This window comes from Paenibacillus sp. FJAT-27812, assembly GCF_001273905.1.
Taxonomy (GTDB): Bacteria; Bacillota; Bacilli; order Paenibacillales; family Paenibacillaceae; genus Pristimantibacillus.
The window spans coordinates 3,167,387-3,191,936 of sequence record NZ_LIGH01000001.1 but is presented as its reverse complement, the minus strand read 5'-3'; the positions used below and the strand labels follow the sequence as shown (position 1 = coordinate 3,191,936).

Here is a 24,550-nt window from a genome sequence, read left to right as displayed (position 1 = left end):
CCCCCTCCTACCAGAACGTCTCGGCATTTCCTCGTAGCCGCGCCAAACCTTCAACGAAGAAATAGTCACCGTAAATAAGCGGTACATCGATATTTCTGCGCTCTGGATAATGGCTTGTCCCATGCAGAATCAAGCCTTCTTCCGGCGAATTGTCCCAAGCGCCGTAATGCTCATACATCGTTCGCAAGATTCTTTCTCCCGCAGCTTGATAAAGCCCGGATTCCTCATCTGGGACCGCTCTTGCAATTTCTAGCAAGCCGCAGGCCGCACAGGCGCCAGCCGAGGTGTCACGGTAACGCTCAACGCCTGAAGGCAAGCGGAAATCCCAATGCGGCACCGAGTCCTCAGGCAAGTTCGCAACGAAGAAATGAGCGACCCGCTTTGCTGCCTCCAAATATCTTATCTCGCCCGTATACCGGTAGCTAAGCGCCATCCCATAAATCGCCCACGAAGCTCCGCGCGACCAGGCAGAATTCGGAGCAAAGCCTTGACCGCCGTTTACGCCTTCAAAATCCCCCGTTTGCGGATCAAATACAACGATATGATTAACGGAGCCATCCGTCCGGATAAAATGCGCCAGCACCGTATCCGCGTGCTCCATCGCCAAATGCTTAAATCGCGGATCGCCGGTCGTTTCGCTCGCCCAGTAAAGCAGAGGCAAATTCATCATGCAATCGATGATCGCCCAGCCTTCGTTGCGATCGCCCTCGCCCCAAGGATTCCAAGCCCTTATGTAATTCCCTTTTACATTAAACCGTCCGCTAAGCACGCTGGCAGCAAGCAGCGCCCGTCTGCGCGATTGTTCCTCGCCAAGCAGCTTATAGCGGGCTACGCTCGTCAGCGACCAAATAAAGCCAATGTCGTGGTCCAAACGGTCATAGCCGAATAGCACCTCATCGAGCTGCTGCTCGCATGCTTCGGCAATATCCTTATAGCGCTCATCCTTTGATTCCGAATCACGGTATAATAACCAAAGCAAGCCCGGCCAGAAGCCCGCCGTCCACCAATGGGGCGCTTCCAGCACATAAGCGCCATCCACGCTTGCATGCGGAAATCTAGCGCCAATGCGGCTGCTCGTTCGCGTTACCTTCTCATGTACCTTTTCCCAAGCTTCATTTACCCACAACTGTTCCATTGCCATTCCCTCTCCTCGCAGCCAATAAATGATTTATGAGTCAAATTGAAAAATAAATTCAGCAGACAAAGCTGGTCCCGTGACAGCCTTAGCTTGAAAATCAAGCGTATACCAAAAGCGCTCATGCCCAAAATGATCGGTATCGCTGCGCGGAGTCACGGCAGGCTCCCATAGCTGATGGTTATAGGACATGCTCAATTGCCGCTTGCCTTTTAGCAGAACTCGGCCCTCCCCAGCTAACTCGGGAGCAATAAAAGTGATGAACCGCTCCGTCACGGTATGCTCCTTCTGCCCGCTGCTTGCTGCAAATGCAATCGTGTCAGTCAGCGTCAAAACTGGCAGCCTATCCTTATTCCAGAGGAAGCGGCGCTTGAAGCATTCAAGCTCGGCATGACCATAAGCCGCGCTTAATTCTAGCGTCAGCTGGTCAGAGAGCTTGTCTGCAGACGCTTCCATAACGGTTGCTCGGTATGTAGCGCCATTTTGCTGATGACAGCCATCGATGATCGGGACAGAATGTCCCTGCGAGCCATTGCACCAAAGCGTGTACCGCTCCTCGCCAAAATATTGCGCCGTATACATCCCGCTGCCCAAATCAGCCAAATACGTTTGTCCATCCGCATGCACGATAAAGTGGCCAGTATCATTATGGTTATGGGGCTCCTCATTATGGCCGCCCTTAGCCGCAAAGCTATAGCTGCCGCCATCCTCCGCAGCATGCCTGGACAAAAGCCACTGCACATCGGGCAAATAATACGATTCTGAGGGCCAGATCGCCACGCTGCCGGAAGCGTCTGACTCCATCCATTCCTCGCGCACCCATACCAAATTACGAATTGCAGGCGCCCAGCGGCCGCAATGATCTGCCGAATAGTCCGCTCTCAAGCTCGCATCCGGTACGATTACCTCTTCATATTCACCATGCAAGCAGCAGCTAAGTCCCATAAAGATGCCGCTTGAAGCGGGCGAATCAGAGAAATTGACGACCGTGCTGCCGCCTGTAAAGCTTTTCTGCTGGAAAAGCGCGATCTCCTTCACCTTGTCTGAATCAAATAAATTGATTTTGCCGTCTGTCGCCGACTTTAGGAGCTGGGCAAAATAGACGTAGTAGCCGAATCCGTACTGCCAGTACAAGTAACCTTCGGCGCATGCGCCATCCTCTCCGAAGCCGCTCAAATAACAATCCAGCGAATGAAGCACCCGCTCAAGTACCACTGACAAACGCTCCGTATCATCAATCAGGTGAATAGCCGCAGCGCCTATCGACCCGGCGCATACCGCGGACCAATTGTGCTCAGCCGTCTCCCAGCCATACGGGCCTTGGTTCAAAAAAGGACGGAATATCCGCTGCTCCACCTCTGCTTCTATCCGCTCGCGGAGCAAAGCAGGCAGGCGCTCGCCTAATAACAAGCTGACTTCGCTAAGCGCAAAACCCGTCTCCGCAGCAAACAAATCGATGTCCGGCTTCTCCGCTCCCGCATTAAAGTGGGCAGGCAGGCACCATGTAAACTCATTGCAAATCGACCAAATGATATTCAAAGCGGCTGTTTCATACCCCTTATTGCCCGGCTCCAGAAGAGCCATGATGACAAAAGCGTTCAGCCTTTTGCGCCGTTCAAAATAAACGCGCTCGTACGCCAATCGTTCTCCCGTTTCGCCGTATACACGAAATAGCGAATAGGTAAGCTCAGGATCAGCCGTCTGCACCAAGAGGTCAGCCTCCGACTTAATTTCCATAATCAGCGTCTGATTCGTTTTGGACTCCCGCAATCGTGCAACAAGCCTATCTGATGAGCTCTCCGAAGCAAGCAGCGTGAGTCCGCGCCTTCTGCTAAGCTCCAAAACTTCCTTCATTCGCTTGCGATTCATTGTTCGTTCGCTCCTATTACATTTGTGTAAGCTGCCGAGCACGGCGCACATTCATCATTCTCACAAACTCATTACGTAAACGCTTGCAGAAAATCATGAACACTCATTACGATCTTTCTGCCTCTTTATCGATTGTACCAATAGTTAGGGAATAGTAGAAGGCTGAAGTTATTCACCTATTTGCAAATGATTGCATTCAGTCAACGATTCCAATCTATTGCGTAGTAATTTCTACCGTTAATTTCTCCTTTTCCAGTTAAACCCACTTGTCGATCGCAAAAGCCAAAAAAAACTACCGCACAGCGATTGCTCGCAAAGCGGTAGTTAGTGGTTCATGCTAGTTTTCCTTGCAATACAAGCCGCCCATAATGAACGCAGTCAAATCCTCGCTCATCGTCTCCAGCGATGGATGCTCTTCTTCAAGCAAGATCGCCCAATAATCCGTATGTCTATGAAATAAAAGCGCGCCGATAATAGACATCAAAGCGGTATCTAGTGAGCGAAAATGGAACAGCCCCTGTTCCTCGCCCTGCTTTAGCCAGTGGCGCAGCAGCTTCCACATCGGCATGACATGCTTGCGTATTTTTTGAATGCGGTCCGTGTTCATTATGATTTCCTGCTGGATGATGCTGATGAGCTCATAATCGCTATATCTAAACCTCGTTACCTCGCGAATAAGCAGCCGCACGCCTTCTACAGGATTAAGCGTCGAATCTATCCCAGCGATTTGATCATTGGGAAAAAAGTTCTCGAATAAAGCGCCGAACATATTTTCTTTTCCGCCAAAATGATATGACACGAGCGCGATGTTAGCTCCAGCCTCCTCGCATATTTGCCGAACGGTCGTTTTTTCAAAGCCGTTCTTTGCAAACAGCTTTTTGGCTGCTAACAATATTCTAATTTTTATATCCGCGTCGCCTGTTGTCATGATCATCCTCCATGAATCCATATTTCTTTTATTTAGTTCTATTTACGGACAAACAGCAAGCGAGTGCCAACTTTTATCGTTTTTGGCCTGCAATTACCGCTTGAGGCTGCTGCTGCTGAACCGCTTGCCGCTTTGCCGCTACAGCAAGGACGCTGATTGCAAACGCGACAACCGCAATTATGACTAATTTCAGCGCGTCAGGCGTAGCAGCCGGACCGCCGAACAAGATGTTCATCGTTCCGTCCACCGCATAAGTAGCTGGAAGAGCATCGCCTAGCTTAATGTAGAAATCCGACAACAATTCACGTGGAACGATTGCGCCGGAGGTAACCAGCTGAGCCGACAACAAAATAATGTTAAAGAGCATGCCTGCCATCCCAAACAAATATAGGAACATTTGGGAAACGAATATGAAGGTTAGCAGGAAGAGCAGCTGGAACAACCAAATGTGAAGGAAGCCCTGATCCATTTGGCCGCCAAAGGAAGCAAGCATCGTCGAGCCAACTAAGGATACAAGAACAGCAGCTACAACATTAATGATGCTTCTTGTACCGAATCGGCGCCATCTGCTGACAGTAGCGCTCGTAGCCATGGACGACTGCTCAAAATTCATGCCCATGATCATGGCGCCAACATACGATGCAAGCACCATCATCATCGGAACCATCTGATTGTTCATACCTTTTACCGCATTCGTCGATTGAATATCCGACGTAACGCGCTGCGATAATCCTTGAGCCGCAGCCGCTGCTTGCTCAGCAGGCATGCTCATATTGCCAAGCACCGCCTGAATGCCGCCTGTTACGGCCTGACGATTAACCTCTGCTGTAATTTGCGCAGCCGCGCCGCTCATGATGCTTTTAATAAGCGCAGGATTCGATTCATTAATATAATATTGGATCGAAGCTGTTCCGTCTGCCGCTGCCGCCTTTTGCGAGAAATCCGCCGGTACAACAACGACCATTTGAAGCTCACGCTCATCCAACTGCTTTTTAGCTTCATCAACACTGTCTACCTTCCTCATATCAAAAGGCAAGTTTTGAATTAATCCGCTTGAAATTTGTTGCCCCATTTGCTGATCCTCATTCACAACCGCAATCCGCAGCTGATCCACACGATCCGTGACGCCGTTATAACCCGTCATCCAAATGACCGAAAAAATCACTTGGAACATTAATGCCGTAATAATGCCCACCCAGGTAGTCGGCCTTTTCATAAATGCTTGAAATGCATGTTTCATTCTTATCCACTCCCGCTCTCTCTATTTAAACAACCGTTTTAAACGATTGTTTAATTATTGCTTGGAGAGGCTTGTCTTGTCAACAAAAAAAAGAAGAAGAGCTATTTTCTCTTCTTCCCGCTATACATGATTGGGTGACTCTCCGTAATCGGCTTCCCATTTGGCATCTGCCGCCAGCTGCTTTTTGTGCACCGTTCCGGATAGAAAAACACTGATTTCATACAAAATGATTAAAGGGATGGCCACCAAAACATCTGAAATGAAATCAGGCGGCGTAATAACAACCCCGATAAACACCATAATAAAATAGGCAAGGCGACGCATTTTGCGAAGCCGCTTCGGATTTACTAATCGAATGGCCGTCAAAAACATAATGACGAGCGGCAATTCGAATAGGAGCGATATCGGAATCAACAGATTAAACATAAACGTAAAATATTGGGCGATGCCGTATGTTTCCTCTAGATTCAAATGCTGCGAAACCGTTCTTGTAAAGTTGAATGCGAGCGGAAACACAACAAAATACGAAAACGCCAATCCGATCAAAAACATGAACAGCGCGAATGGCACGTATTTGAGCGTAGAGCGCTGCTCGTTCTTGCGCAGTGCTGGCTTTACGAACGCCCAAAGCTGATACGCAATGACAGGCAGTGCCAAAATCAAGGCGATAACAAAAGCGAATTTCATATACATCCCGATGCCGTCCCATAGCGAGAAAGTATGTAAGGAAATCGTATTGGCCGGCTTCTGGCTCATAAGAAAGTTATAAGCAGGCTGCGCGAAAATAAGCCCCACGACTAAACCTAAGGTTAGTATGATGAGCACATACACGAGGCGTTTCCGAAGCTCGCCAAGATGTTCAAGAAGCGGCATTAGCCCTTCTTCGCGCAGAAGCGCTTTTCGTGATTTTTGGTCCGAGTGGTTTTTTGCTTCCGATCCCACCTGCACTTACCTCCTTCGCCTAGCGTTTACATCCCTTTGTTCAAGAAAAAAGCGGGCCCGATTAGTCCGGAAGCCGCTTATTGTCTTTATCGATATTTTCCGAGCGATTCACTTCAGCCCGACTCGAATCCTTGTCCTTGCGGTCATCGTCTTCCATGATGTCTTTGGCGCCTGCTTTAAACTCACGCAGCGTCCGTCCAAATGCGCGTCCAAGCTCTGGCAGCTTGTTCGGTCCAAACAGAAGCAAAGCAACCAAGACAAGCAATATAATACCCGTTGCACCTATCCCTGACATGATGTTACCTCCTCAAAGCTTTACGAGTAATGATACTTCGTAAGCGTTATACATTAGCAGCTATTTAGTCCGCCATATCCCATGCTGACAATATCTTCACGAACGATCGTATCTCCAGCCAGAATACGCGGCAGTAGAACATCGAATGACGTATAAGGATCATGCATGACACAGCCCGGCAAGCCCATAATAGGAACTCCGTTCAAATATCCGATGAGCAGCATCGAGCCCGGCAGCATCGGCGTTCCATAGCTTACGATATCCGCTCCAGATGCTTTAATTGCGCCTGGCGTGCGATCGTCGGGATCAACCGACATCCCGCCTGTTACTAGTATCATATCATAACGCTGCTCAAGCAAATAGTGTATTTCCTTGACAATTGTTTGTCTATCATCCGGCGCAAATCGCTGCTCCCCAACCTCTGAGCCAAGCTCCTCGAGCTTGCTTCTTACGGCCGGACCAAATTTATCTTCGATTCTGCCGTTAAACACTTCTCCGCCTGTCGTCAGCAATCCCGCCCGAATTTTCCGGAAGGGACGTACGTGAAGCGGCGACGCTCCCCCGTTCGCAATCCGGTATTCGGCTGCAAGTCGCTCTACCTTCTCGACCTTCGCTTTGGATACGACGAGCGGTATCGCCCTTGTTGCCGCCAGCTGTTGACCAGGCTTGACGACCGTATTGGTCTTAATTGTAGCCAGGGCAATCTCCCCTAGCTCATTAATGGCATCAACTATACCTTTATCGATGGAGGCTAGGCCAAGCATATTCGACTTTATGCTTACTTTCCCCTCATGAGGTTCAGATAATAGCAATTGATCGCCATATAAAGCTTCAGCCATTCGAATCGCCGCATCATCTTCATGGAGCTCGTTCTCGCCAAGCTCCATAATATAGATATGCTCTTTCCCGATATCCAGAAGGCTCGGAATATCCGATTCTTCCACCACATGCCCTCTTTTGAATAAACGGCCCTTGAACTCGCCTGGAATAATACGCGTCAAGTCATGGGCAAGACGCATTCCAATCGCATCATATACGGATACTTCTCGAAGTATGGTTGTGCCGTGCTGCTCTGTTCCGTCCTGTGCATGCTCAAGGTTCCGGCTCATAAGCTATGCTCCCCCAGCTGACCGGATAAAATGCCCAATGCATGCGGCAATTGATCCATGATCGCCATTAGACTCTCATGTACGCCCTTTGGACTCCCTGGCAGATTCACGATAAGCGAGCTGCCTCTAATGCCGCATACGCCTCTCGAAAGCATCGCTCTTCTCGTTTTCTGGAGCGCGCCCATCCGCATCGCTTCCGCAAGTCCCGGAACAGCGCGGTCAATGACCTTAAGCGTCGCTTCTGGAGTAACATCGCGCTCCGCAAGACCTGTTCCGCCTGTCGTAAGCACAAGATCAGCATGGAAATACTCGGTCATTTCAATGATAGCTGCCATAATTTCGTCCTGCTCATCCGGCACAATCCGGTAATCGACAATTTCTCCGCCAAGCTCTTCCTCAATTAACTCACGAATAACTTGCGCGCTCGTATCTTCACGTTCCCCGCGCGACCCTTTATCGCTTGCTGTTAATATTGCTACCTTCCACCGCATTTACCATTCCTCCCATCCCTAGTCCGCTCATGGGTTTGACGAAATTCGATAATCACCGCTTTTGCCGCCCGTTTTCGATACCAGCTGCGTTGGTCCAATCACCATATCCTTTTGCAGCGCCTTGCACATGTCGTACACCGTTAAGGCTGCGGCTGACACAGCTGTCAGCGCCTCCATCTCGACGCCGGTTTTTCCGGTTGTCTTTACAGTGCCTTCTATGTAAAGCTCATCCGTCCCATTATCGCTGAATACTACATTTATGCCTGTGAGCGGGAGCGGATGACACATTGGTATCCAATCAGCTGTTTTTTTTGCGGCCATGATTGCGGCAACCTGAGCAACGGCCAGCACATCGCCTTTTCCAACCTTGCCTGCCTTGATTTGAGCTAATGTGTCAGGGTTCATCGTTACTTTGGTTTGTGCGACCGCTGTGCGTGAAGTGACTTCCTTATCAGAGATGTCCACCATCCGCGCCCGGCCCTGCTCGTTAAAATGCGTCAGCTCCACCTCTATCGCTCCTTTTAGCCTAAACGACTCTCCACCCAAAAAGGCCGTCGCCGCTTCGTTAATTTAGCTTGCCTCTCATTTTCATTAAAGCAAGTAAACGCCTGACTCCGATATCCATCCATCCATTTTGAGATCATGTTCCTCTAACCGAACTTCAGCAATGAACTGTGCCTCAAACGACATCCCGAGCCATAACGTCTTTGTTGTTTTGTCATTTCCTCCAGCTACCGCTTCCGCAAATCGGTCATAATATCCGCCGCCGTAACCAAGGCGTCCGCCATTCCGATCAAAAGCGATACCCGGAACCAATACGATATCAGGTACATAACCTTCTTCGATTGGCGGTGTCACAGCGGGATTCGGCTCCATAATGCCGTAAGCACCAGGCATAAGATCGTCCCAGCTGCGCAAATAATGAAGAGTCATCGAACGATCGGACTCCACGCACCTTGGTACAATTACCTCTCTTCCCGCTTGCCAGCAATCTTCAATGAGGCTGGTCAAATCGAGCTCGCTTCGAAAAGACACGTAAACCATAAGTTTTGCTGACAAATGATGCTCAAGCCATTTTCCTGCATTCGCGCAGGCAAGGTCTGACCATAATTTCCGCTGCTCTGGCAGCAAGCTGTTGCGCTTTATCGCCATCTGTTTTCGTATGTATGCTTTATCGACAAGTTGATTTTGCTCAGCCAAAAGCACTCACCTATTCTGCTTCCCATCATTTTCTTTCATTAATAGTAGTTTACCACTGTTATGCAACTTTCGCCAATGTTAGCGCTCGTTTATGGTACACTATTGAGTAGTAAAAGCATTCGTTCTTTACAATTTTTTGTTGGAGGTTTCAAAATGCTGCTGCAAGTTTCTAACGTAACGAAGAGCTACGGCGTAAATGTCGTATTATCCAATATTTCTATGCAGGTACAAGAACGAGAACGAATCGGTCTCGTTGGCGTTAACGGCGCAGGCAAATCAACGCTCCTAAAAATTATCGCCGGCGAAATGTCCGCTGACTCAGGCGCAATCCATAAAGCAAAAGAAACAAAAATCGGCTATCTTGCTCAGAACAGCGGCTTGCAATCCGATCGGACGATCGAGGCGGAAATGCGAGCTGTGTTTGCCCATTTAATCGAAGCTGAACAGGAGCTGCGCGAGCTTGAGGTCAAAATTGCCGATCCGGCGCTTCATGAAGATGAGAAACGTTATGCCGATACACTCGATCGGTACGCTAAACGCTCAGATTGGTACCGTGAGCAAGGCGGCTTTGAAATCAACACCCGCATTAACAGCGTCCTTCACGGTATGGGCTTTGGCAGCTTTCCGCCTGATACGTTAATCGCTACATTAAGCGGTGGACAAAAGACTCGGCTTGCTCTCGCCCGAATTTTGCTTCAAGCGCCCGATTTGCTCATGCTTGATGAGCCTACCAACTATCTCGACATTGAGACATTAACCTGGTTGGAATCCTATCTGCGCGGATATTCGGGAGCGATTCTTGTCGTATCCCATGACCGCTACTTCCTAGATGCGCTCGCCCAAACGATTATTGAAATCGAGCGCCATACTTCTAAGCGCTACACCGGGAACTATAGTCGCTATATGGAGCTGAAAGCTGCCGAATACGAGATCAATATGCGCCAGTTCGAGAAGCAGCAGGATGAAATCTCGCGTATGGAACAATTCGTTCAGCGCAACCTTGTGCGTGCTTCGACAACGAAGCGCGCGCAAAGCAGGCGCAAAGCGTTGGACAAAATGGATCGTCTCGACAAGCCTCAAGGCGATTTGAAGAAGGCTCATTTCACTTTCGAAATCGAGCGCCAGACCGGTAAAGACGTGCTGTCCGTGTCTGATGTATCCGTCACGTTTCCTGGCAAAGACTCTCCCATCTTCCGCAATGTCTCCTTCCAGCTTACTCGTGGAGAGACCGTTGCCCTGATTGGTCCGAACGGTATTGGAAAATCCACGCTGCTGAAGGTGATCGTCGGCCAGAATGAGCCAACTACGGGAACCATTCGGTTCGGAACCCATGTGAAGCTTGGTTATTATGATCAAGAGCAAACGAGGCTAAACGGACAAAATACCGTTCTAGAAGAGGTTTGGGGCAGCTATGCCCATATGGAGGAAGCCCGTATTCGCACCGTTCTCGGCAACTTCTTGTTCAGCGGTGAAGATGTGCTCAAGCGGATATCATCGCTAAGCGGCGGTGAGAAAGCACGTGTTTCTCTAGCCAAGCTTATGCTTGCCGGCGCCAATGTGCTTATTTTGGACGAGCCTACGAACCATCTTGACCTCTTTAGCAAAGAGGTGCTTGAAGCAGCATTGCTTGACTATGAAGGGACATTGCTCTTCATCTCGCATGACCGTTACTTCCTAAACAAGATGGCAGAACGAATTGTCGAACTTAAACCGTCAGGTACGGATCATTTCCTAGGAAATTATGACGAAATGATAGAGAAAAAAAATGAAATCGAGGAAGCACGGCTCGAGGCACTGTCAAAACAGGCTTCAAACTCGAAATCTACAGCTAATTCCGACAATGCGCCTGTTAGCTCCTACGAAGCCGACAAACAAGCAAAACGCGAGGAACGGGCAAAGCAGCGGAAGCTCGAACAGCTGGAGCAAGAAATTGCTGCACTTGAGCAGCAGATTACGGAGCTTGAGGAGCAGCTTGCTGATCCTGCGATTTTTAATGATTATATTCGGATTCAAGAAATCCAAGCTGCTATCGAAGCACGCAAAAACGCTTTATCGAATGCTTACGAGGAATGGGAGCAATATATGTAATAACATTCTTCTGCAGAATCGTGAAACGATGGGATTATGATAACATCCGATTCTAAAGATCAGCTTTCAGCTCGCATGCTGCAGTGGGTAATCGATGCCGTGCACCCGCAAGCAGTCGTTCGATCCATCCAGCGGCTGCATGGCGGAATGTCCTCCATCATGCATAGCATCGTGCTTCATGTAAATGACGACGAATTAAAAGTTGTATTACGGCAAGTCGACAACGAAAAGTGGCTTCAAGAAGAGCCGGATTTGGCGCTTCATGAGGCAGAAAGCTTACGCTTAGTCGCGCAAACCGATGTTTCGACACCTCGAATTCTTGCTTATGACGTAACTGGCGACAGTTGCGGAATACCGGCTGTATTGATGACGCAGCTGTCTGGTACCGTTGTTTTGCGGCCGCCTAGTATGGAGTCGTGGATCGACGGCTTGGCGGAGACGCTCGCTCAGATCCATAAAGTCGAAGCAGACCATTTTACTTGGACATATTTCACGTACCAAGATCTTTCTACTTTCGAGTCTCCATCTTGGTCAACCTATACGGAATGCTGGGACAAGGTTGTCGCGCTAGTAAAAGGGCCGCAGCCAAAGGCAAAACCTTCGTTAATTCACCGTGACTATCATCCAGCCAATGTAGTATGGAAAGATGGCAAAGTAAGCGGTGTTGTCGATTGGGTTAATGCTTGCCGCGGACCTGCCGGCATCGATGTCGGTCATTGTCGAGTCGATTTAGCCCAGCTGTACGACGTTGAGACTGCCGACGCATTTTTGAAAGCATATATGAAATATGCAGGTCCCTCCTTCCAATATGAGCCTTATTGGGATCTCCTGTCCTTGGTCGACATCTTGTTTGGACAGCCAACGGTATATGCTGGATGGGCAGCATTTGGAGTCAACGGATTAACCGATGCATTAATGGCCGAGCGATTGAACAATTATATGCTTAGCCTATTATCAAAATGAAAAAACGGCAGATGAAGGAGCACTCCTTCGCCTGCCGTTTATTATTTACCAGCTAAATGCTTAATTCCGTGAATCATGGAACGATAACCTGACAAACTTAATATTGTTCCAAGCTAATAAGGCCTAGGCGCTGCGCCTCTTTAATCGCTTCCGAACGAGAGCGTACGTTTAGCTTATCGAATATGCGCGACAACTGSTATTCCACATTTCTCTGACTCACATGGAGCATCGCCGCCAGCTCTTTATTGCTAATGCCCGTTGCTACCTCATGCAAAATCGTTTGCTCTTTTTCGTTGATGGATACATCCTCGATCGTTACTTCCGAACGACCAATGGTGACCTCATGACGTCTAAGCTGTTTCAATAGCGAAATCGGGATAACGGTGTCGCCTCTCATGGCACTGCGTATTGCGTTATGCAGCTGTTCTCTGGATACCGTCTTGGATATAAAGCCTGAAACACCTGACTCTATTAACAAATTAAAGTGTGATCCAATCTCATAGCCGGAATAAATAATGACCTTGCGCTGAGGATCCTGTTGAATTAAACGCTTGGTCAATTCTAATCCGCTAATGCCTGGCATATTCAAGTCACATAAGATCAGATCAAAATGCTCTATTTGCACGATATCCAATGCCTCGATCGCTGATAGAACAACCGAGACAGACATTTCACTATCTTGCTCAATCATGTTTTTAGTTCCTTCCCCAACGGAAGGATGATCATCAACTAATAAGATACGAATCACGCGATATTCCCCTCTCCGATCTGCCGGTTGTCATGTCTTCTGGCAACAAAATAACAACCTCTAGGCCGTTACCGCGTTCCGAATAAAATGATATGTCACCTTCTAGACCTGTCACCCGCTCTTTAATACCCGACAAGCCCATATGCTCAAAAGAAACAATCATTTGATTGACATCCATTCCGACACCATCGTCCTGATATCGGAAATATATCGTTCCTTTACGTAGCTCGAGCTCGAGAATGACTAATTTTGCCTGTGAATGCTTGTCTGCATTGCGCAGCAATTCTTGCACGATCCGATAAATAGCCGTAATTTGTTCCTCATTTAGTGGACGGCTGAATGTTTTCGCACGGAAATCAACCGCAAAGTTCACCCTCATTTGCGTATGCTCTATGATCGATTCAACAGCCTCAACGACGCCCATCTCTTTCAAAAGCGGCGGCCGAAGCTCGTTGCAGGTCTCACGAATTTGGTGAATAACATCCAGCAGTCCCTCTTTGATGTCCTCCAGCTCGCGACCGAGGTTATCCGAAATCGGATAGTCCATCATAATGGCTTCAAGCTTTCTGTACCATAGCAGCTGATCCTGGAGCGCCGAGTCGTGCAAATCCGCGGCAAGCTTTCTTCTCTCGTTCTCTGACAAGCAAAATAACAAACGAAGCACCCATGGCGAGGTGGAATGTTCTTTGCGAACCTCAGATTCCAGATCCTCGATTAATCCTTCAATTAAATATAAATTCTCAAATACGATGCTTGAATAGCTGGACATCGTTTTTAGCCAACGGAGCTCGTCCGAGTTAAAGCGGGTATGGTTCGTCTTCATGCCAATCCATAAAATATGGTATCTCGACCGCTGCCGGCCAATAACAAGTCCTAGACCGTAAGGAAGCTCGATTAACTCCCCTACCTGAAGGGAGTTTACCGTTCCAAGCAAAAACTCCGCGGTGATGAGCTCCTCGGGGTGCTCTCCCATCGGATATACCGTGTTCTCTGATTGCTCTACAAGCAAAAAAGTAATTCGTTTTACCGGCAAAAGTTCCGAAATTTCCTGCATCAGAACCGCTTCCAAATCACCTTGCTTCATGACTCTGGCGATTTTGCGAGAGAAACGGTCAAGGCTATCCTGATAGCTGTACATCGCCTTGAAGAGCTTAGGTCTGAATCGCTGATCAATTTGTTCCTTCCCATATAGAAACAACGTCATTCCGATGTAGATGACAAAAAATACGCCAAACCATACGGACCATGACGGATTATTCTCTCCTAGTATTAATATCGCCACTAGCGCGGACACAATGATTGATGGAAAGATGGCTAGTGCAGTGTAGTATTTAAATCTCGTTAAAATAAAATCGATGTCGAACAATTGATTCGAAGTTGATAGATAGAAATATACAATCGGCAAAACGAATAAGAAGAGCGCTGTAAATGCAGCAGGGAAAATTTGGTTCTTTCCGAAAATTTGAGGAAGTAAATTCAATGTCGCAAATGGCGTAAAAGCTACCAGATGTGAGATTAAAGTTATCGTAAACAATGAGTGTAATTTGGTATTGCGATGTTCGATAAACTTGCGAATAAGCTTATATACGCACACTAAATTGCCTAAGAGCAAAATACCGCTAAAGGCCATCTTAATATAAATATAAACTTGTATTGGAAATAGCTCTGTCCAAAAATATAACAAGCTTGTAAAGCCTACTCCGCCCACTACCGCAAATAATAACCGCAGCAGCCTCTTGCTAATGAAGCTTACGTTAAATCTTTGCAAATATATGCTCATGAAGCTCATAAACAACAATGGGATAAGTGGCATTACGAGATAAAGAATGGCGGTTCCAACAGGATCGCTTCGATAAGAAGCCGCTGAGCTGTAATAGCTAATTCCTATCGAAATAAAAAATAAAATGAGCATAATTGCTGCTCTATCGTTTCTACGCTTAACATAAAGAAATCCCGAAAATGCACAAAAAATAATAAGCGATATGCCTGGGATGTATAGCTGAATAAATAGCTCCCATAGCGAGTGTTCGCCTGTCCAGCCTTTTGGAAAGGTGATCTCTTGCTGACTGTTGTCTTTATGTAAAACAAGCACATTATCAGCATACTCTATCGAATTATATTTTTTCACATTTCGAAATTCATTAACCGGCTCGCCGTTTACCTCTAAAATCCGGTCGCCAACCCTAATTCCTTTTACTTCTGCCTGACCCGCGGGCTCTATCGATTTAACGATATAATTATCGCTCGAATCATTGATCAGAATAGCCCCGATTGATGGGATAGTAGCTATAACCGAAGTTAAGTAAACTACTGATGAGAGAAGCACTGCTAGGAAGAGGATTGCTACAATGCGGTTTAAGAATGTAGGTCTCATGCTGTCCTCTTCCCTTCAAACAATATCAAATTCTTAGCCCCACATGTATGCGTATCCGCTGTTTTTCTCGTTTTTGTTCTTCAGTTCACCAAGAAGAGCTTTTTGTTCTGCAGCCGAGACACCTGCAACTTGCAATTGTCCACCCATAGCCATGGACATTTTTTCAGTGCTGTTTACCAATTGACGAATCGCTTCTTTTAACATTTTAACTCCTCCAATTCGTTACTATTATTATAAAAATATACTACTTCTCTACTATAACAGGAATAGAATCGACAGAAAACGCAAAAGTGATTCGTATTTACCGAAGTGACTTTTGCGCGGTGTGTTTTTATGCAATTTTTTGATTTATAATATGTAAAAATGTCGATTTCCAAGGACTAATCTCCTGAATAGAGTCTACCAGCTCTTCAAATCGATTGTAGTGCATCCGGCTCATGACTGAACCATACAAAATAGTGCCTGTTCTTTCGCATGTTTCGAGGAAAAGCTCACGCTTCATGGCTACATCCTCTAGCGAGATCCGTCCTTCAAAATACTCCTTTATCCAGCAATCCGCCTCTGCTTCGCTCTCTATTAAATAAAGCGTGAGCAGCGTACGTTTGCGTTGGAGAAAATCGCTCTTGTCGTCCCATCTCAGCAAATCCCGCAGATCATTTTGAATTTGGGCGGCTATGCCAATTTCAGCTGCATATTCTGCCACCACTTCGTTCCAAGGCTCACCGGCAAGCATAACACCTGTCATACAAGCGAGCTGCAGCAATGTCGCTGATTTTTGCTTAACCATGTCCAAATAGGATTGCTCGTCTACAATCTCATTCATAATGTCGAGCATCTGGCCGTTGGCCGACTGAAGCAGCAGCCTGTTCATCATTTCCATAAGCGCGATTCTCATCGCATCGGAAGGAGCGCTGCTCAGCATTGCTTGCTGCGACAACGTTAATAGCGCCGAGGCAACATGAATCGCCACAGGCTGAGGAGCCTGCATCCAGGGCTTGTGTGGAGCGTCCTGGTCCTGCAAATCATCCAATATGTCCGATGCCAAAATAAACAGCTCAACTGCCGCTGCCGCTTCGTACACTTCGTCGCTATGACCGCCAAACATGCGATAATGAATAACGGTCAGCTGGCCAAACCGAATCGTTTCAGCAAGCTTGTCCTCAATAAAAAGCTCTGCGAATCGTGCAAGAGGTTCAGCAGTAAAAAACCGCTGAACCATCGTCCGCATTTGATGACCAATGAGTGGAATACTATCGTTCACAAGCGATCCTCCGCCAATCAAGATCATTCTATTATACTATGAAATCATAAAGTGAACATACGGTGTACCACATTTACAAAATGAGCTAACCAATGATGCTTCATTATGCCGTAACAGTCGCTGGGATGTTTGCGCTTATTATCCGTTTCGCTATCTTGTTTCTTATTTCCCCCCTCGCTCATTTGATTCATTAAGGTAGCGATCATCTCCATTCGTAATTCCAATAATTCTTTGCGCTCGACTGACGGACTTTCGATGCGATCGCGATGATCCATTTCTAAAAAGCCCTCCTTGAACATTTCCCTTTTAAATCCTTTGCTTAATGTTTGATTATCCTTATACGCTGACACTCCTATCCAGTTCAACTGCATGGTGCATATAAACAGCTTCCATCGTCATGCCGCCGCCGGGCAGCTGCGCGATAAGCGACGATGGATTATCGCATGTAATAAATTCGCCTTTGCGCATCACGCAAACGCGATTGCAGTTCCGTTGAATCTCTTCCATGTCATGCGAGGCAACGACGATCGTTTTCCCCTGTTGCTTAAGCAGCTTAAGCAGCGTCCAATATTCTTTTTTGGCTTGCGGGTCCAGACCCGTTGTCGGTTCATCCAAAAATATGATTTTAGGATCATTTACTAATGCAATTGCAAGTGCCGTGCGCTGTCTCCAGCCGCCTGAGAGGCGCTTTACTAATTTATCCGAATATGGGCTAAGTCCAAATTGTTCAATGATATTGTCCAAATCATTTTTTCGTTTGTAGAAGCCTTGAAACAGCTCCATAGCTTCACGAACATTCATTTTGTCGACCAAAGACGTGCTTTGCAGATGGATTCCGATGTCTTCCTTCAATCGTTCTGCATCATGCACCACATCGTGGCCGTATATGCGGATGCTTCCTTGGTCTGGCATACGAATACCCATTAGCATTTCGAGCAGCGTCGTTTTTCCTGCACCGTGCGTACCGATAATTCCGAAAATCTCTCCTTCATTTACTTTGAAGGATACCCGATCCACTGCCTTATTCGCACCATAGTACTTGCTGACCGAACTTACTTGAATGATCGTTTCCTTTTCCATTCCTTGGTTAACCTCCATTCACACTTAAGCTTTGCGTGAGTTATTCGTTAATATGCTAGATTCATGTTCTCGGTATATTTCATAGCTTCACGATAACGCATAACACAAACTATTTCACCGAAAACATGACTAGTAATTCACGCAAATTTTTTGCGGTACCGCAATGTAAGCGCAACCAAGTGATAGAGGATCAACTATTTCCCAGTCATACTAAATATTAGACGTATTTTGTTATCCACAAAGATATCAACAACTCTGTATAAATTGTTAGTTAATTCTGTCGATAATAAGCAGGCATTATAGTAGTATTTTCGCGGATTTCGTCGTTTCATAGGTACAAACTCATACGTTCCCTATTGTTTATCCATGTTATACACATTATCCACAACTTTAGTATGAAAAAACTATCCCCTTTTCGCACACAATGTGAAGCTTAAGTAAATCCAGTGTTTTCAGGGTTTTCTTCATCTTATACACAAAAAGACACTCGATTGTGGATAACTTTGTGCACAACACTAAATTTGGCAATTAAACGAGGTTATTTTCTCTTGCCGACATACAGCAAATGCGAGGAGGTTCCCAGCAGATGGACGTTATCCGCGTACTCGCAAACAAGCTCCATACATTTTGCATATTCACGCTCTCCAAGCGATTGCCAATAATCGAATTGCTCCTGCGTCAAAGCGCCGGCAACGCTCGATGAGCCTATTAATTTAACCGTTTCAAATCCATGTGCCTCCATAAGAGGTTTTATCTCTTCTATTAAATGATAGTAGACGCCAGTGAACCTGCCTTCGTCCGTATGATTAAAGATGCCGTTGTCCATAAAATCTAAAATGGCTCCCATATTGTCGGTGGGCTTCCAGCTCTGCGGATGCGCAAGCGCTGTGAGCAAATGTCTGATCCTCGTCATAAAAGAAACAAACACATACCCGCCGCTTTGCGTTACGCGGTATAGTTCTCGGACAGCCTGGTTACGTTCCTCCTGCTGCTGCAAATGATACAGCGGCCCCATCATAAGCGAAGCGTCAAATTGCTCATCTTGGAGCATCGTTAAACTTTTAGCATTGGCAGTATAGAATCCTTTAAAGCGCTCTGCAAGCCCAAGCTCCTCCGCCTTATCCTCTGCCTGCTGCACCAGCCTTGGCGTTAAATCCGTTAACGTAACGTCATAACCGCTTCTTGCCAGCTCCATTGCATACTTGCCTGGACCGGCGCCGTTATCGAGCACATGTCCGCTCTCCGGCAAGTATCGACTGATATGAAACCAATTTACGATAAACTCAAGGGGCGCTCTTTCGAGACGCCCCCATTCATCAAATTGGTTGTAGTATTGTATGATTTTATCCATCATAAACCACTCCCTTTATGGTTTAAGCCACAATCAGTTAGCTGCTTTAGCCGGGCTGGATTCCACATACCTTTTTCCCGTTGTCATGACCGCCTGATTGCAAGCTGCGATGTAGGCTTGCGCAGCGGCTAGAACAATGTCCTTGTGAATCGAAGTGCCACGGAAGCGCTGCTGCATATGCACAATGCTCACAACCGCTTCTCCATGCGCATCTTCGCCTGTTGACAAGGAGTGAAGCTCCAGATCCTCAAACTCGGCTGCTACCGGAATCGCTTGTTGAATCGCATGGATAACCGCCTCAATAGGCCCAGCTCCCATCGCCATATACGACTGCTCCGTCCCAAACTCATTTTCCCGAATCGTTACCGTCGCCGTTCTAGACCGCTGCGTACCCGCATGAACATGCAGATCAACAAGCACATAAGGATCTGGCTGCGTCTCTATCAGCTCGCCCGCAATCCGGATCAGCTCGTCATCCGTGACGATCTTTTGCGCGTCTGCCGTTTCCTTGAATTTGTCGTACACATCCTGCAACTGAGCATCCGACATGTCGATACCGTATTCGGAAAGGCGGTGCTTAATCGCATGGCGGCCGGAATGCTTGCCTAGTATGATCATGTTGCGCGGGATTCCCATCGCTTCCGGGTCCATGATTTCATACGTATTGCGGTTTTTGAGCAGGCCATCCTGATGAATGCCTGATTCGTGCTGGAATGCATTGCGTCCAACAATCGGCTTGTTGTAAGCGATCGGGAAGTGCATCGCGCGGCTAACCATACGGGACGTTTCAAAAATCTCACCGATTTGAATGTTAGTCTCCGCTTGAATCGCATCCTTGCGCGTTTCGATTGCCATAACCAGCTCTTCCAACGAGCAGTTGCCCGCTCTCTCGCCGATGCCGTTTACCGTCACTTCAATTTGCGTGGCGCCCCCATGGATCGCCGCAATGCTATTAGCGACCGCAAGGCCAAGGTCATTGTGGCAATGTGCGCTATATCTTACCGTTTCGCCGCCTCTGGCTTGCTTGCGCACTGCGCGGAACAGCTCGCTCATTTCCTCGGGCATGGCGTAACCAAGCGTATCTGGCAGGTTGATAATCGTTGCTCCTTCGGCAATGACCGCTTCTACGAGCTGAATGACAAAATCTCTGCCTGATCTTGTAGAATCCATGGCCGAAAATTCGATTTCATCCACAAATTGTTTTCCGTATGCAACCATCTCGCGGGCAATTTGCACGACCTCATCACGCGATTTGCGCAGTTGATGATTAAGATGAATGTCCGACGAGGAAATAAATAAGTGAAGCCGTCTCCGCGCCGCATCCTGCGTCGCTTTCACAGCAGCGTCAATATCAACCTTTACAGCCCTAGCGAATCCGGCGATCTCCACATGCTGCAGCTCGCGTGAGATTTGCTGCACCGCTGCGAACTCTCCGGGGCTAGAGACCGGAAAGCCCGGCTCTATGACATCGATGCCCAGTTTGCCCAGCTGGCGGGCAATGATGATTTTACGTTCCGGATCCAGGGAAGCACCGGGCGATTGCTCGCCATCCCGCAGTGTCGTATCAAAAATTTGAATTTTTTTCATTTCATTTGTCATGATTATATGCCTCCTAAAGGTGGGTTGGATTGTTTTTGGGTACAAAAAAAAGCTCGTCGTCTCCTTGTAAGAGACGACGAGCTTTACGCTGCCGTGGTACCACTCTAATTGGCCAGTCCTTGATGCAGAAGCATGGGCGAGGCACATCCGCTAGGACGTCCTGCTGCTTTCTGCGGGGATCTGAGCCCGCTTAAATGCCCGATGACGGCGGCTAGCCGTAACGGTGTACGCGTATTGTCAGCTGACAATCCGTTTCCACCAATCCGCTCCCAGGCGAGATTCAAACTTCAGCTTCGACTGCGTCGCACCACCCCGCAGCTCTCTGTACGATTTCGAGTGACTCACCGCAATGCGATGAGCAAGCCTCGAATTTCGTTATGCCAGCCTATTGTTCTACTGCTCCTGTTCATAGCGTTTCCACTCTATGTTGTTTGTTCCTTATCGCTTTCATGCTGCATACTTCACTTCCTAGACAACAAGAAAAGCCTGTCGTCTCTTGAATCAAGAGACGACAGGCTATAAAAGACCCGCGCGGTACCACCCTTGTTGACACCCATACGTTCGCAAACGAGCAGGGACGCCCAACTTAAGCATATGGCCAACTCCGGATGTTGACTCACATGCACCCGATTACGGTGGTTAACCGTAACAATGTACCTGCATGGCTATTGGCAAAATGCCGCCACCGTTTCCACTGTTCCGCTCCCAGGTGAGCTTCAAGCATCCTTCGACTGCGTTGCACCAACCCGCAGCTCTCTGTCATCGGAGCGATGTATGAATGATGCTCATTCATAAGCGCGCTGCCGACATTCCCGGACTAGCTTTACTGTTCCTGTTCATTGCGTTTGTAACGTATGAAGTTGAAGTTTGAAGTATTGTTGCTTATTATATGCTCTTCAAAATAGTCTGTCAATTCCATTTCCAAATTTTTTTTGGAATCGAACATTTCCAGCATCATGCAGCCGTTCTATCAATTCGATGCAACCGCAGCTCCCTATTAAAGCTTTCTTACTTGCTCACTGACCAGCTCTCCAGCGAGAAGCCCGGGTCGCCCTTCATTTCGAGGTCCGTATATTGCGCACGTTTAAGCTTAAGATATGCAGCCGCACCGATCATCGCCGCGTTATCCGTACAGAGCGAATTCGGCGGAATAAGCAGCGGCACCTTGTCCGACTCGCAGCGAGCCGTTAACGCCGCTCTGAGGCCCCGGTTAGCGGCAACTCCGCCGCACAGCAGCAGCTGCTTCGCGCCAAATTGCCGGACAGCGCGCAGCGCTTTTGTAACAAGCACCTCGGTGACCGACTCTTGAAAGCCGCGTGCCAAAGCCGATTCATTAAGGACTAAGCCCTTCATTCTCGTCTGGTTAATAACGGCCAGCACCGCTGATTTCAAGCCGCTGAAGCTGAAATCATAGCTATCCGCCTCAAGCCATGCTCTTGGCAAAACAATCGATTCCTCCGCTTCAACAGCGAGCTTATCGATATGCGGTCCTCCTGGGTATGGCAAGTGAAGCGCACGCGCAACCTTGTCATAAGCTTCGCCGACCGCATCATCCCTTGTACGGCCTACAACGCGAAAATCGCCCTCGCTTTCCATCAGCACAAGCTCCGTATGCCCGCCGGAAACAACAAGCGCCATACAGGGATAAACAATGTCATGGACAAGCTCATTGGCATAAATATGACCTGCGATATGATGCGTGCCGATCAGCGGAATATCGAGTGCCATCGACAAGCTTTTGGCGGATACAATCCCAACAAGCAATGCGCCTACGAGGCCAGGACCCTGCGTTACAGCTATAGCCGACATGTCCTTCAGCGTCAGGCCTGATTCCTTAACCGCCTGCTCGATAATGAGTGTGACCGACTCCACGTGCTTGCGTGAAGCGATTTCCGGCACAACGCCTCCGAACCGTTCATGAATCTCGATTTGACTGGATACCACATTGGATAAAATATGCTTGCCGCCGCGAATGACAGCTGCCGATGTCTCGTCGCAGCTCGTTTCTATCGCCAAAATAATATCATTTGCCCGCTCGGCATTTGCTGCTCTCTCTGACTGACTCACGTTCATTGCTCCCCTGTCTTCAACTGCTCATGGTCAAGCTCTGCCCACATAATAAGCGCGTCTTCATTGTTATCCGAGTAATAGCGCGGGCGAATGCCTGAAGGCTCAAAGCCGTATTTCCGGTAAAGCCGCTGCGCGATTTCGTTGGAAGGACGAACCTCGAGCGTCATTTTGACAGCGCCAAAAAAAACTGCCGTCCGCTGCAGCTCCATTAGCAAGCAGCTGCCCAGCCCTTGTCCGCGATAGTCCGATCTTACGGCTATATTCGTTACATGCGCCTCGTCCATAATGACCCACATGCCGCCGTAGCCAATAACCTCGCCCTCATATTCCATTATCATATATCTGGCAAACAAATTGTTCACCAGCTCATTCGTGAACGCCTCTGCCGTCCAAGGACTCGAAAAAGCTTCATGCTCAATAGCTACGATTGCCGGGATATCAGCCATCGTCATTGAGCGATAAATGAGCTTGTTCACGTCTACTTTCATACCTTAGCCCCACCTTCCTGCTTTGCCTTCCATACGACTTCCGCTTCGGTGAGCTGCGTGTAGTTTGGAATAAAAGTATGCGGGTTCTCGGTGAGACCTGCTTCCAGCCGTTTGCGTCCAAGCTCTGCTATCCATTTGCCTTCTTGGACAAACGGCTGCAGCCGGACGGTTACTCCTGCTGAATCGCCGATTTCCTGCAGCCGTGCCGCACCTGGCTCGTGAAGGGATAAATCCCCGACCAAGGAGATGCTTTGAACGGCGCCTTCCGGCAGTTCAGCCAAACGCTCTTTCAACTGTTCGACAAAATCCTTCATAAGCCGTACGCCATCCTCTGACCAGCGGCTCCACTTCGCATGATTCGTCATCGAGAAGCAGGACGAATAAACCTGGCCGCGCCTAGCGTCCATTATTGGGATAACCCAGTGTTCTCCGTCGCCAACTGCTCTTGTCTCTTTCGCTTGCGCGCCTAATTGTTGATGCCAAGCACCGTAAGCAATCGCCTCTAGGCTGGATACGCCGACAAGCGGCTTCTCCCAAACCCAAGCAAGCGTCTTGGCAACCGAAACCGCAATGCGCATGCCCGTGTAGGAGCCTGGCCCATTGCCAACAGCAATCGCTTCGATATCCGTTTCCGTTATGCCGCTATTCTGCAGCATATCCTTGATATGCGATACGACATGAACCGAATGATTTCTTTCCGCTAACGACTGAATTTCAGCCAATACCTCATTTTCGCTAACGATAGCCGCAGCCATCGATGCCGTCGAGGTGTCTAATGCCAAAATCACTCCAGCTTGATGCTTCTGCTCTGTTCTCATCTGTCCGCTCCTAACTTGTTCACGGCCTCGCACCAGCTTGCGTACATTTGCCCGTAGCCAGTCAATTGAATTCGCCGTGCTTCATCGCCAAGGTGCTCGATATACAGCTCCAGCCTCTCGGCTGGCAGCAGCTCTTTAATCAAGCTTGCCCATTCCACGATCGTTACGCCATCGCCAAAAAAATAATCATCTAACCCAAGCTCATCCGCTTCCTCCAGAGATAGCCTGTACACATCCATATGATAAAAGGGAAGCTTATCCCCTTCATATTCTTTAATAATCGTGAATGTCGGACTGTTCACAATGCCCTTAACGCCAATCGCTTCGGCAAAAGCTTGCGAAAATCTCGTTTTGCCCGCGCCAAGATCGCCGTCCAGCGCAAGAAGCGAGCCTGAATCTGCCATAGCAGCAAGCTGCTTAGCCAGTGCTATCGTATCCTGTTCGGATTGCGCCACCCAAGTGGCCTCACCTATCTGTTGTTGCATGCTAATCACCCGTTCA

General features: G+C 48.1%; 24 protein-coding genes. 2 read left to right on the top strand and 22 right to left on the bottom strand.

All coding sequences use genetic code 11. From position 1 onward, the window contains the following. Nucleotides 1-7: 7 nt before the first annotated feature. The 10 genes from ADU23_RS13420 to ADU23_RS13375 all read right to left on the bottom strand — a co-directional run bounded on the left by ADU23_RS13420 (nt 8) and on the right by ADU23_RS13375 (nt 9,209). On the bottom strand, nt 8-1,141 hold the full coding sequence (locus tag ADU23_RS13420) for a glycoside hydrolase family 88 protein (protein ID WP_053374203.1): 1,134 nt from the start codon (nt 1,139-1,141) through the stop codon (nt 8-10). 27 nt (nt 1,142-1,168) lie between these two features. Next, nucleotides 1,169-3,004 (bottom strand): heparinase II/III family protein, encoded by a 1,836-nt coding sequence (locus ADU23_RS13415; RefSeq protein WP_053374202.1) that lies wholly within the window; start codon nt 3,002-3,004, stop codon nt 1,169-1,171. Nucleotides 3,005-3,341: 337 nt separating this feature from the next. Then, nucleotides 3,342-3,932, bottom strand: a complete 591-nt coding sequence (locus tag ADU23_RS13410) for a TetR/AcrR family transcriptional regulator (protein ID WP_053374201.1) — start codon at nt 3,930-3,932, stop codon at nt 3,342-3,344. 73 nt (nt 3,933-4,005) lie between these two features. Then, nucleotides 4,006-5,172 carry a YhgE/Pip domain-containing protein gene (locus tag ADU23_RS13405; protein WP_053374200.1) on the bottom strand — a complete coding sequence of 389 codons (1,167 nt, stop codon included), beginning with the start codon at nt 5,170-5,172 and terminating at the stop codon, nt 4,006-4,008. A 120-nt stretch (nt 5,173-5,292) separates the two neighbouring features. Then, nucleotides 5,293-6,045 carry a twin-arginine translocase subunit TatC gene (tatC, locus tag ADU23_RS13400; protein WP_053377614.1) on the bottom strand — a complete coding sequence of 251 codons (753 nt, stop codon included), beginning with the start codon at nt 6,043-6,045 and terminating at the stop codon, nt 5,293-5,295. Between the two features lie 130 nt (nt 6,046-6,175). Further along, nucleotides 6,176-6,409, bottom strand: coding sequence for a twin-arginine translocase TatA/TatE family subunit (tatA, locus tag ADU23_RS13395; RefSeq protein ID WP_053374199.1), 234 nt, complete (start codon nt 6,407-6,409; stop codon nt 6,176-6,178). A gap of 53 nt (nt 6,410-6,462) precedes the next feature. Next, the gene (locus tag ADU23_RS13390; RefSeq protein ID WP_053374198.1) at nt 6,463-7,518 is read right to left on the bottom strand and encodes a molybdopterin-binding protein; all 1,056 of its coding nucleotides are present in this window, start codon (nt 7,516-7,518) and stop codon (nt 6,463-6,465) included. Next, nucleotides 7,515-8,009: a MogA/MoaB family molybdenum cofactor biosynthesis protein gene (locus ADU23_RS13385; RefSeq protein ID WP_053374197.1), complete on the bottom strand. Its 495-nt coding sequence runs from the start codon at nt 8,007-8,009 to the stop codon at nt 7,515-7,517. Before ADU23_RS13385 ends, ADU23_RS13390 begins: the two co-directional genes overlap by 4 nt. 27 nt (nt 8,010-8,036) lie before the next feature. Beyond that, entirely contained in the window at nt 8,037-8,516 is a 480-nt protein-coding gene (gene moaC, locus ADU23_RS13380; protein WP_053374196.1) for a cyclic pyranopterin monophosphate synthase MoaC, read from the bottom strand. A gap of 84 nt (nt 8,517-8,600) precedes the next feature. Beyond that, nucleotides 8,601-9,209, bottom strand: coding sequence for a 5-formyltetrahydrofolate cyclo-ligase (locus tag ADU23_RS13375; RefSeq protein WP_157265768.1), 609 nt, complete (start codon nt 9,207-9,209; stop codon nt 8,601-8,603). A gap of 153 nt (nt 9,210-9,362) precedes the next feature. Here ADU23_RS13375 and ADU23_RS13370 point away from each other — a divergent pair, with 153 nt between their 5' ends. Together ADU23_RS13370 and ADU23_RS13365 are read left to right on the top strand one after the other, a co-directional pair. Continuing rightward, nucleotides 9,363-11,297 carry an ABC-F family ATP-binding cassette domain-containing protein gene (locus ADU23_RS13370; protein ID WP_053374194.1) on the top strand — a complete coding sequence of 645 codons (1,935 nt, stop codon included), beginning with the start codon at nt 9,363-9,365 and terminating at the stop codon, nt 11,295-11,297. Between the two features lie 36 nt (nt 11,298-11,333). Further along, complete coding sequence (locus ADU23_RS13365) at nt 11,334-12,260, top strand: phosphotransferase family protein (RefSeq protein ID WP_053374193.1); 927 nt, start codon at nt 11,334-11,336, stop codon at nt 12,258-12,260. Nucleotides 12,261-12,357: 97 nt separating this feature from the next. On the opposite strand, the gene ADU23_RS13360 is transcribed toward ADU23_RS13365, so the two are convergent. The 12 genes from ADU23_RS13360 to tsaE form a co-directional block, all read right to left on the bottom strand. Beyond that, on the bottom strand, nt 12,358-13,008 hold the full coding sequence (locus tag ADU23_RS13360) for a response regulator transcription factor (protein ID WP_053374192.1): 651 nt from the start codon (nt 13,006-13,008) through the stop codon (nt 12,358-12,360). Then, the gene (locus tag ADU23_RS13355; RefSeq protein ID WP_053374191.1) at nt 12,986-15,382 is read right to left on the bottom strand and encodes an ATP-binding protein; all 2,397 of its coding nucleotides are present in this window, start codon (nt 15,380-15,382) and stop codon (nt 12,986-12,988) included. Before ADU23_RS13355 ends, ADU23_RS13360 begins: the two co-directional genes overlap by 23 nt. Nucleotides 15,383-15,415: 33 nt before the next feature. Next, nucleotides 15,416-15,586, bottom strand: a complete 171-nt coding sequence (comX, locus tag ADU23_RS32770; protein ID WP_157265765.1) for a competence pheromone ComX — start codon at nt 15,584-15,586, stop codon at nt 15,416-15,418. 127 nt (nt 15,587-15,713) lie between these two features. Next, nucleotides 15,714-16,643 carry a polyprenyl synthetase family protein gene (locus tag ADU23_RS13350; protein WP_053374190.1) on the bottom strand — a complete coding sequence of 310 codons (930 nt, stop codon included), beginning with the start codon at nt 16,641-16,643 and terminating at the stop codon, nt 15,714-15,716. A gap of 44 nt (nt 16,644-16,687) precedes the next feature. After that, complete coding sequence (locus tag ADU23_RS13345; protein ID WP_053374189.1) at nt 16,688-16,918, bottom strand: hypothetical protein; 231 nt, start codon at nt 16,916-16,918, stop codon at nt 16,688-16,690. 61 nt (nt 16,919-16,979) lie between these two features. Further along, nucleotides 16,980-17,723 carry an ABC transporter ATP-binding protein gene (locus ADU23_RS13340; protein WP_053374188.1) on the bottom strand — a complete coding sequence of 248 codons (744 nt, stop codon included), beginning with the start codon at nt 17,721-17,723 and terminating at the stop codon, nt 16,980-16,982. A 538-nt stretch (nt 17,724-18,261) separates the two neighbouring features. After that, a complete protein-coding gene (locus tag ADU23_RS13335) occupies nt 18,262-19,074 on the bottom strand; it encodes a class I SAM-dependent methyltransferase (protein ID WP_053374187.1) in 813 nt (270 codons plus the stop codon). A 33-nt stretch (nt 19,075-19,107) separates the two neighbouring features. After that, entirely contained in the window at nt 19,108-20,673 is a 1,566-nt protein-coding gene (locus ADU23_RS13330) for a 2-isopropylmalate synthase (RefSeq protein ID WP_053374186.1), read from the bottom strand. Nucleotides 20,674-21,681: 1,008 nt separating this feature from the next. Next, entirely contained in the window at nt 21,682-22,740 is a 1,059-nt protein-coding gene (tsaD, locus tag ADU23_RS13325; protein ID WP_442950607.1) for a tRNA (adenosine(37)-N6)-threonylcarbamoyltransferase complex transferase subunit TsaD, read from the bottom strand. 2 nt (nt 22,741-22,742) lie between these two features. After that, nucleotides 22,743-23,231, bottom strand: coding sequence for a ribosomal protein S18-alanine N-acetyltransferase (rimI, locus tag ADU23_RS13320; RefSeq protein ID WP_053374184.1), 489 nt, complete (start codon nt 23,229-23,231; stop codon nt 22,743-22,745). Beyond that, entirely contained in the window at nt 23,228-24,049 is an 822-nt protein-coding gene (gene tsaB, locus ADU23_RS13315) for a tRNA (adenosine(37)-N6)-threonylcarbamoyltransferase complex dimerization subunit type 1 TsaB (protein ID WP_053374183.1), read from the bottom strand. The genes rimI and tsaB overlap by 4 nt, the downstream gene beginning before the upstream one ends. Continuing rightward, the gene (tsaE, locus tag ADU23_RS13310; protein ID WP_053374182.1) at nt 24,046-24,534 is read right to left on the bottom strand and encodes a tRNA (adenosine(37)-N6)-threonylcarbamoyltransferase complex ATPase subunit type 1 TsaE; all 489 of its coding nucleotides are present in this window, start codon (nt 24,532-24,534) and stop codon (nt 24,046-24,048) included. The genes tsaB and tsaE overlap by 4 nt, the downstream gene beginning before the upstream one ends. Nucleotides 24,535-24,550 lie beyond the last annotated feature (16 nt).

What these genes read in the sequence shown, in the direction of transcription:
- ADU23_RS13405 (WP_053374200.1), bottom strand. Translation starts at nt 5,172, where the DNA reads ATGAAACATGCATTTCAAGCATTTATGAAAAGGCCGACTACCTGGGTG.
- ADU23_RS13390 (WP_053374198.1), bottom strand. Translation starts at nt 7,518, where the DNA reads ATGAGCCGGAACCTTGAGCATGCACAGGACGGAACAGAGCAGCACGGC.
- ADU23_RS13410 (WP_053374201.1), bottom strand. Translation starts at nt 3,932, where the DNA reads ATGACAACAGGCGACGCGGATATAAAAATTAGAATATTGTTAGCAGCC.
- ADU23_RS13355 (WP_053374191.1), bottom strand. Translation starts at nt 15,382, where the DNA reads ATGAGACCTACATTCTTAAACCGCATTGTAGCAATCCTCTTCCTAGCA.
- comX (WP_157265765.1), bottom strand. Translation starts at nt 15,586, where the DNA reads ATGTTAAAAGAAGCGATTCGTCAATTGGTAAACAGCACTGAAAAAATG.
- ADU23_RS13335 (WP_053374187.1), bottom strand. Translation starts at nt 19,074, where the DNA reads ATGGATAAAATCATACAATACTACAACCAATTTGATGAATGGGGGCGT.
- tatC (WP_053377614.1), bottom strand. Translation starts at nt 6,045, where the DNA reads ATGCCGCTTCTTGAACATCTTGGCGAGCTTCGGAAACGCCTCGTGTAT.
- ADU23_RS13385 (WP_053374197.1), bottom strand. Translation starts at nt 8,009, where the DNA reads ATGCGGTGGAAGGTAGCAATATTAACAGCAAGCGATAAAGGGTCGCGC.
- ADU23_RS13345 (WP_053374189.1), bottom strand. Translation starts at nt 16,918, where the DNA reads ATGGATCATCGCGATCGCATCGAAAGTCCGTCAGTCGAGCGCAAAGAA.
- rimI (WP_053374184.1), bottom strand. Translation starts at nt 23,231, where the DNA reads ATGAAAGTAGACGTGAACAAGCTCATTTATCGCTCAATGACGATGGCT.
- tatA (WP_053374199.1), bottom strand. Translation starts at nt 6,409, where the DNA reads ATGTCAGGGATAGGTGCAACGGGTATTATATTGCTTGTCTTGGTTGCT.
- ADU23_RS13340 (WP_053374188.1), bottom strand. Translation starts at nt 17,723, where the DNA reads ATGGAAAAGGAAACGATCATTCAAGTAAGTTCGGTCAGCAAGTACTAT.
- tsaE (WP_053374182.1), bottom strand. Translation starts at nt 24,534, where the DNA reads ATGCAACAACAGATAGGTGAGGCCACTTGGGTGGCGCAATCCGAACAG.
- tsaB (WP_053374183.1), bottom strand. Translation starts at nt 24,049, where the DNA reads ATGAGAACAGAGCAGAAGCATCAAGCTGGAGTGATTTTGGCATTAGAC.
- ADU23_RS13415 (WP_053374202.1), bottom strand. Translation starts at nt 3,004, where the DNA reads ATGAATCGCAAGCGAATGAAGGAAGTTTTGGAGCTTAGCAGAAGGCGC.
- ADU23_RS13420 (WP_053374203.1), bottom strand. Translation starts at nt 1,141, where the DNA reads ATGGCAATGGAACAGTTGTGGGTAAATGAAGCTTGGGAAAAGGTACAT.
- ADU23_RS13370 (WP_053374194.1), top strand. Translation starts at nt 9,363, where the DNA reads ATGCTGCTGCAAGTTTCTAACGTAACGAAGAGCTACGGCGTAAATGTC.
- ADU23_RS13330 (WP_053374186.1), bottom strand. Translation starts at nt 20,673, where the DNA reads ATGACAAATGAAATGAAAAAAATTCAAATTTTTGATACGACACTGCGG.
- ADU23_RS13365 (WP_053374193.1), top strand. Translation starts at nt 11,334, where the DNA reads ATGATAACATCCGATTCTAAAGATCAGCTTTCAGCTCGCATGCTGCAG.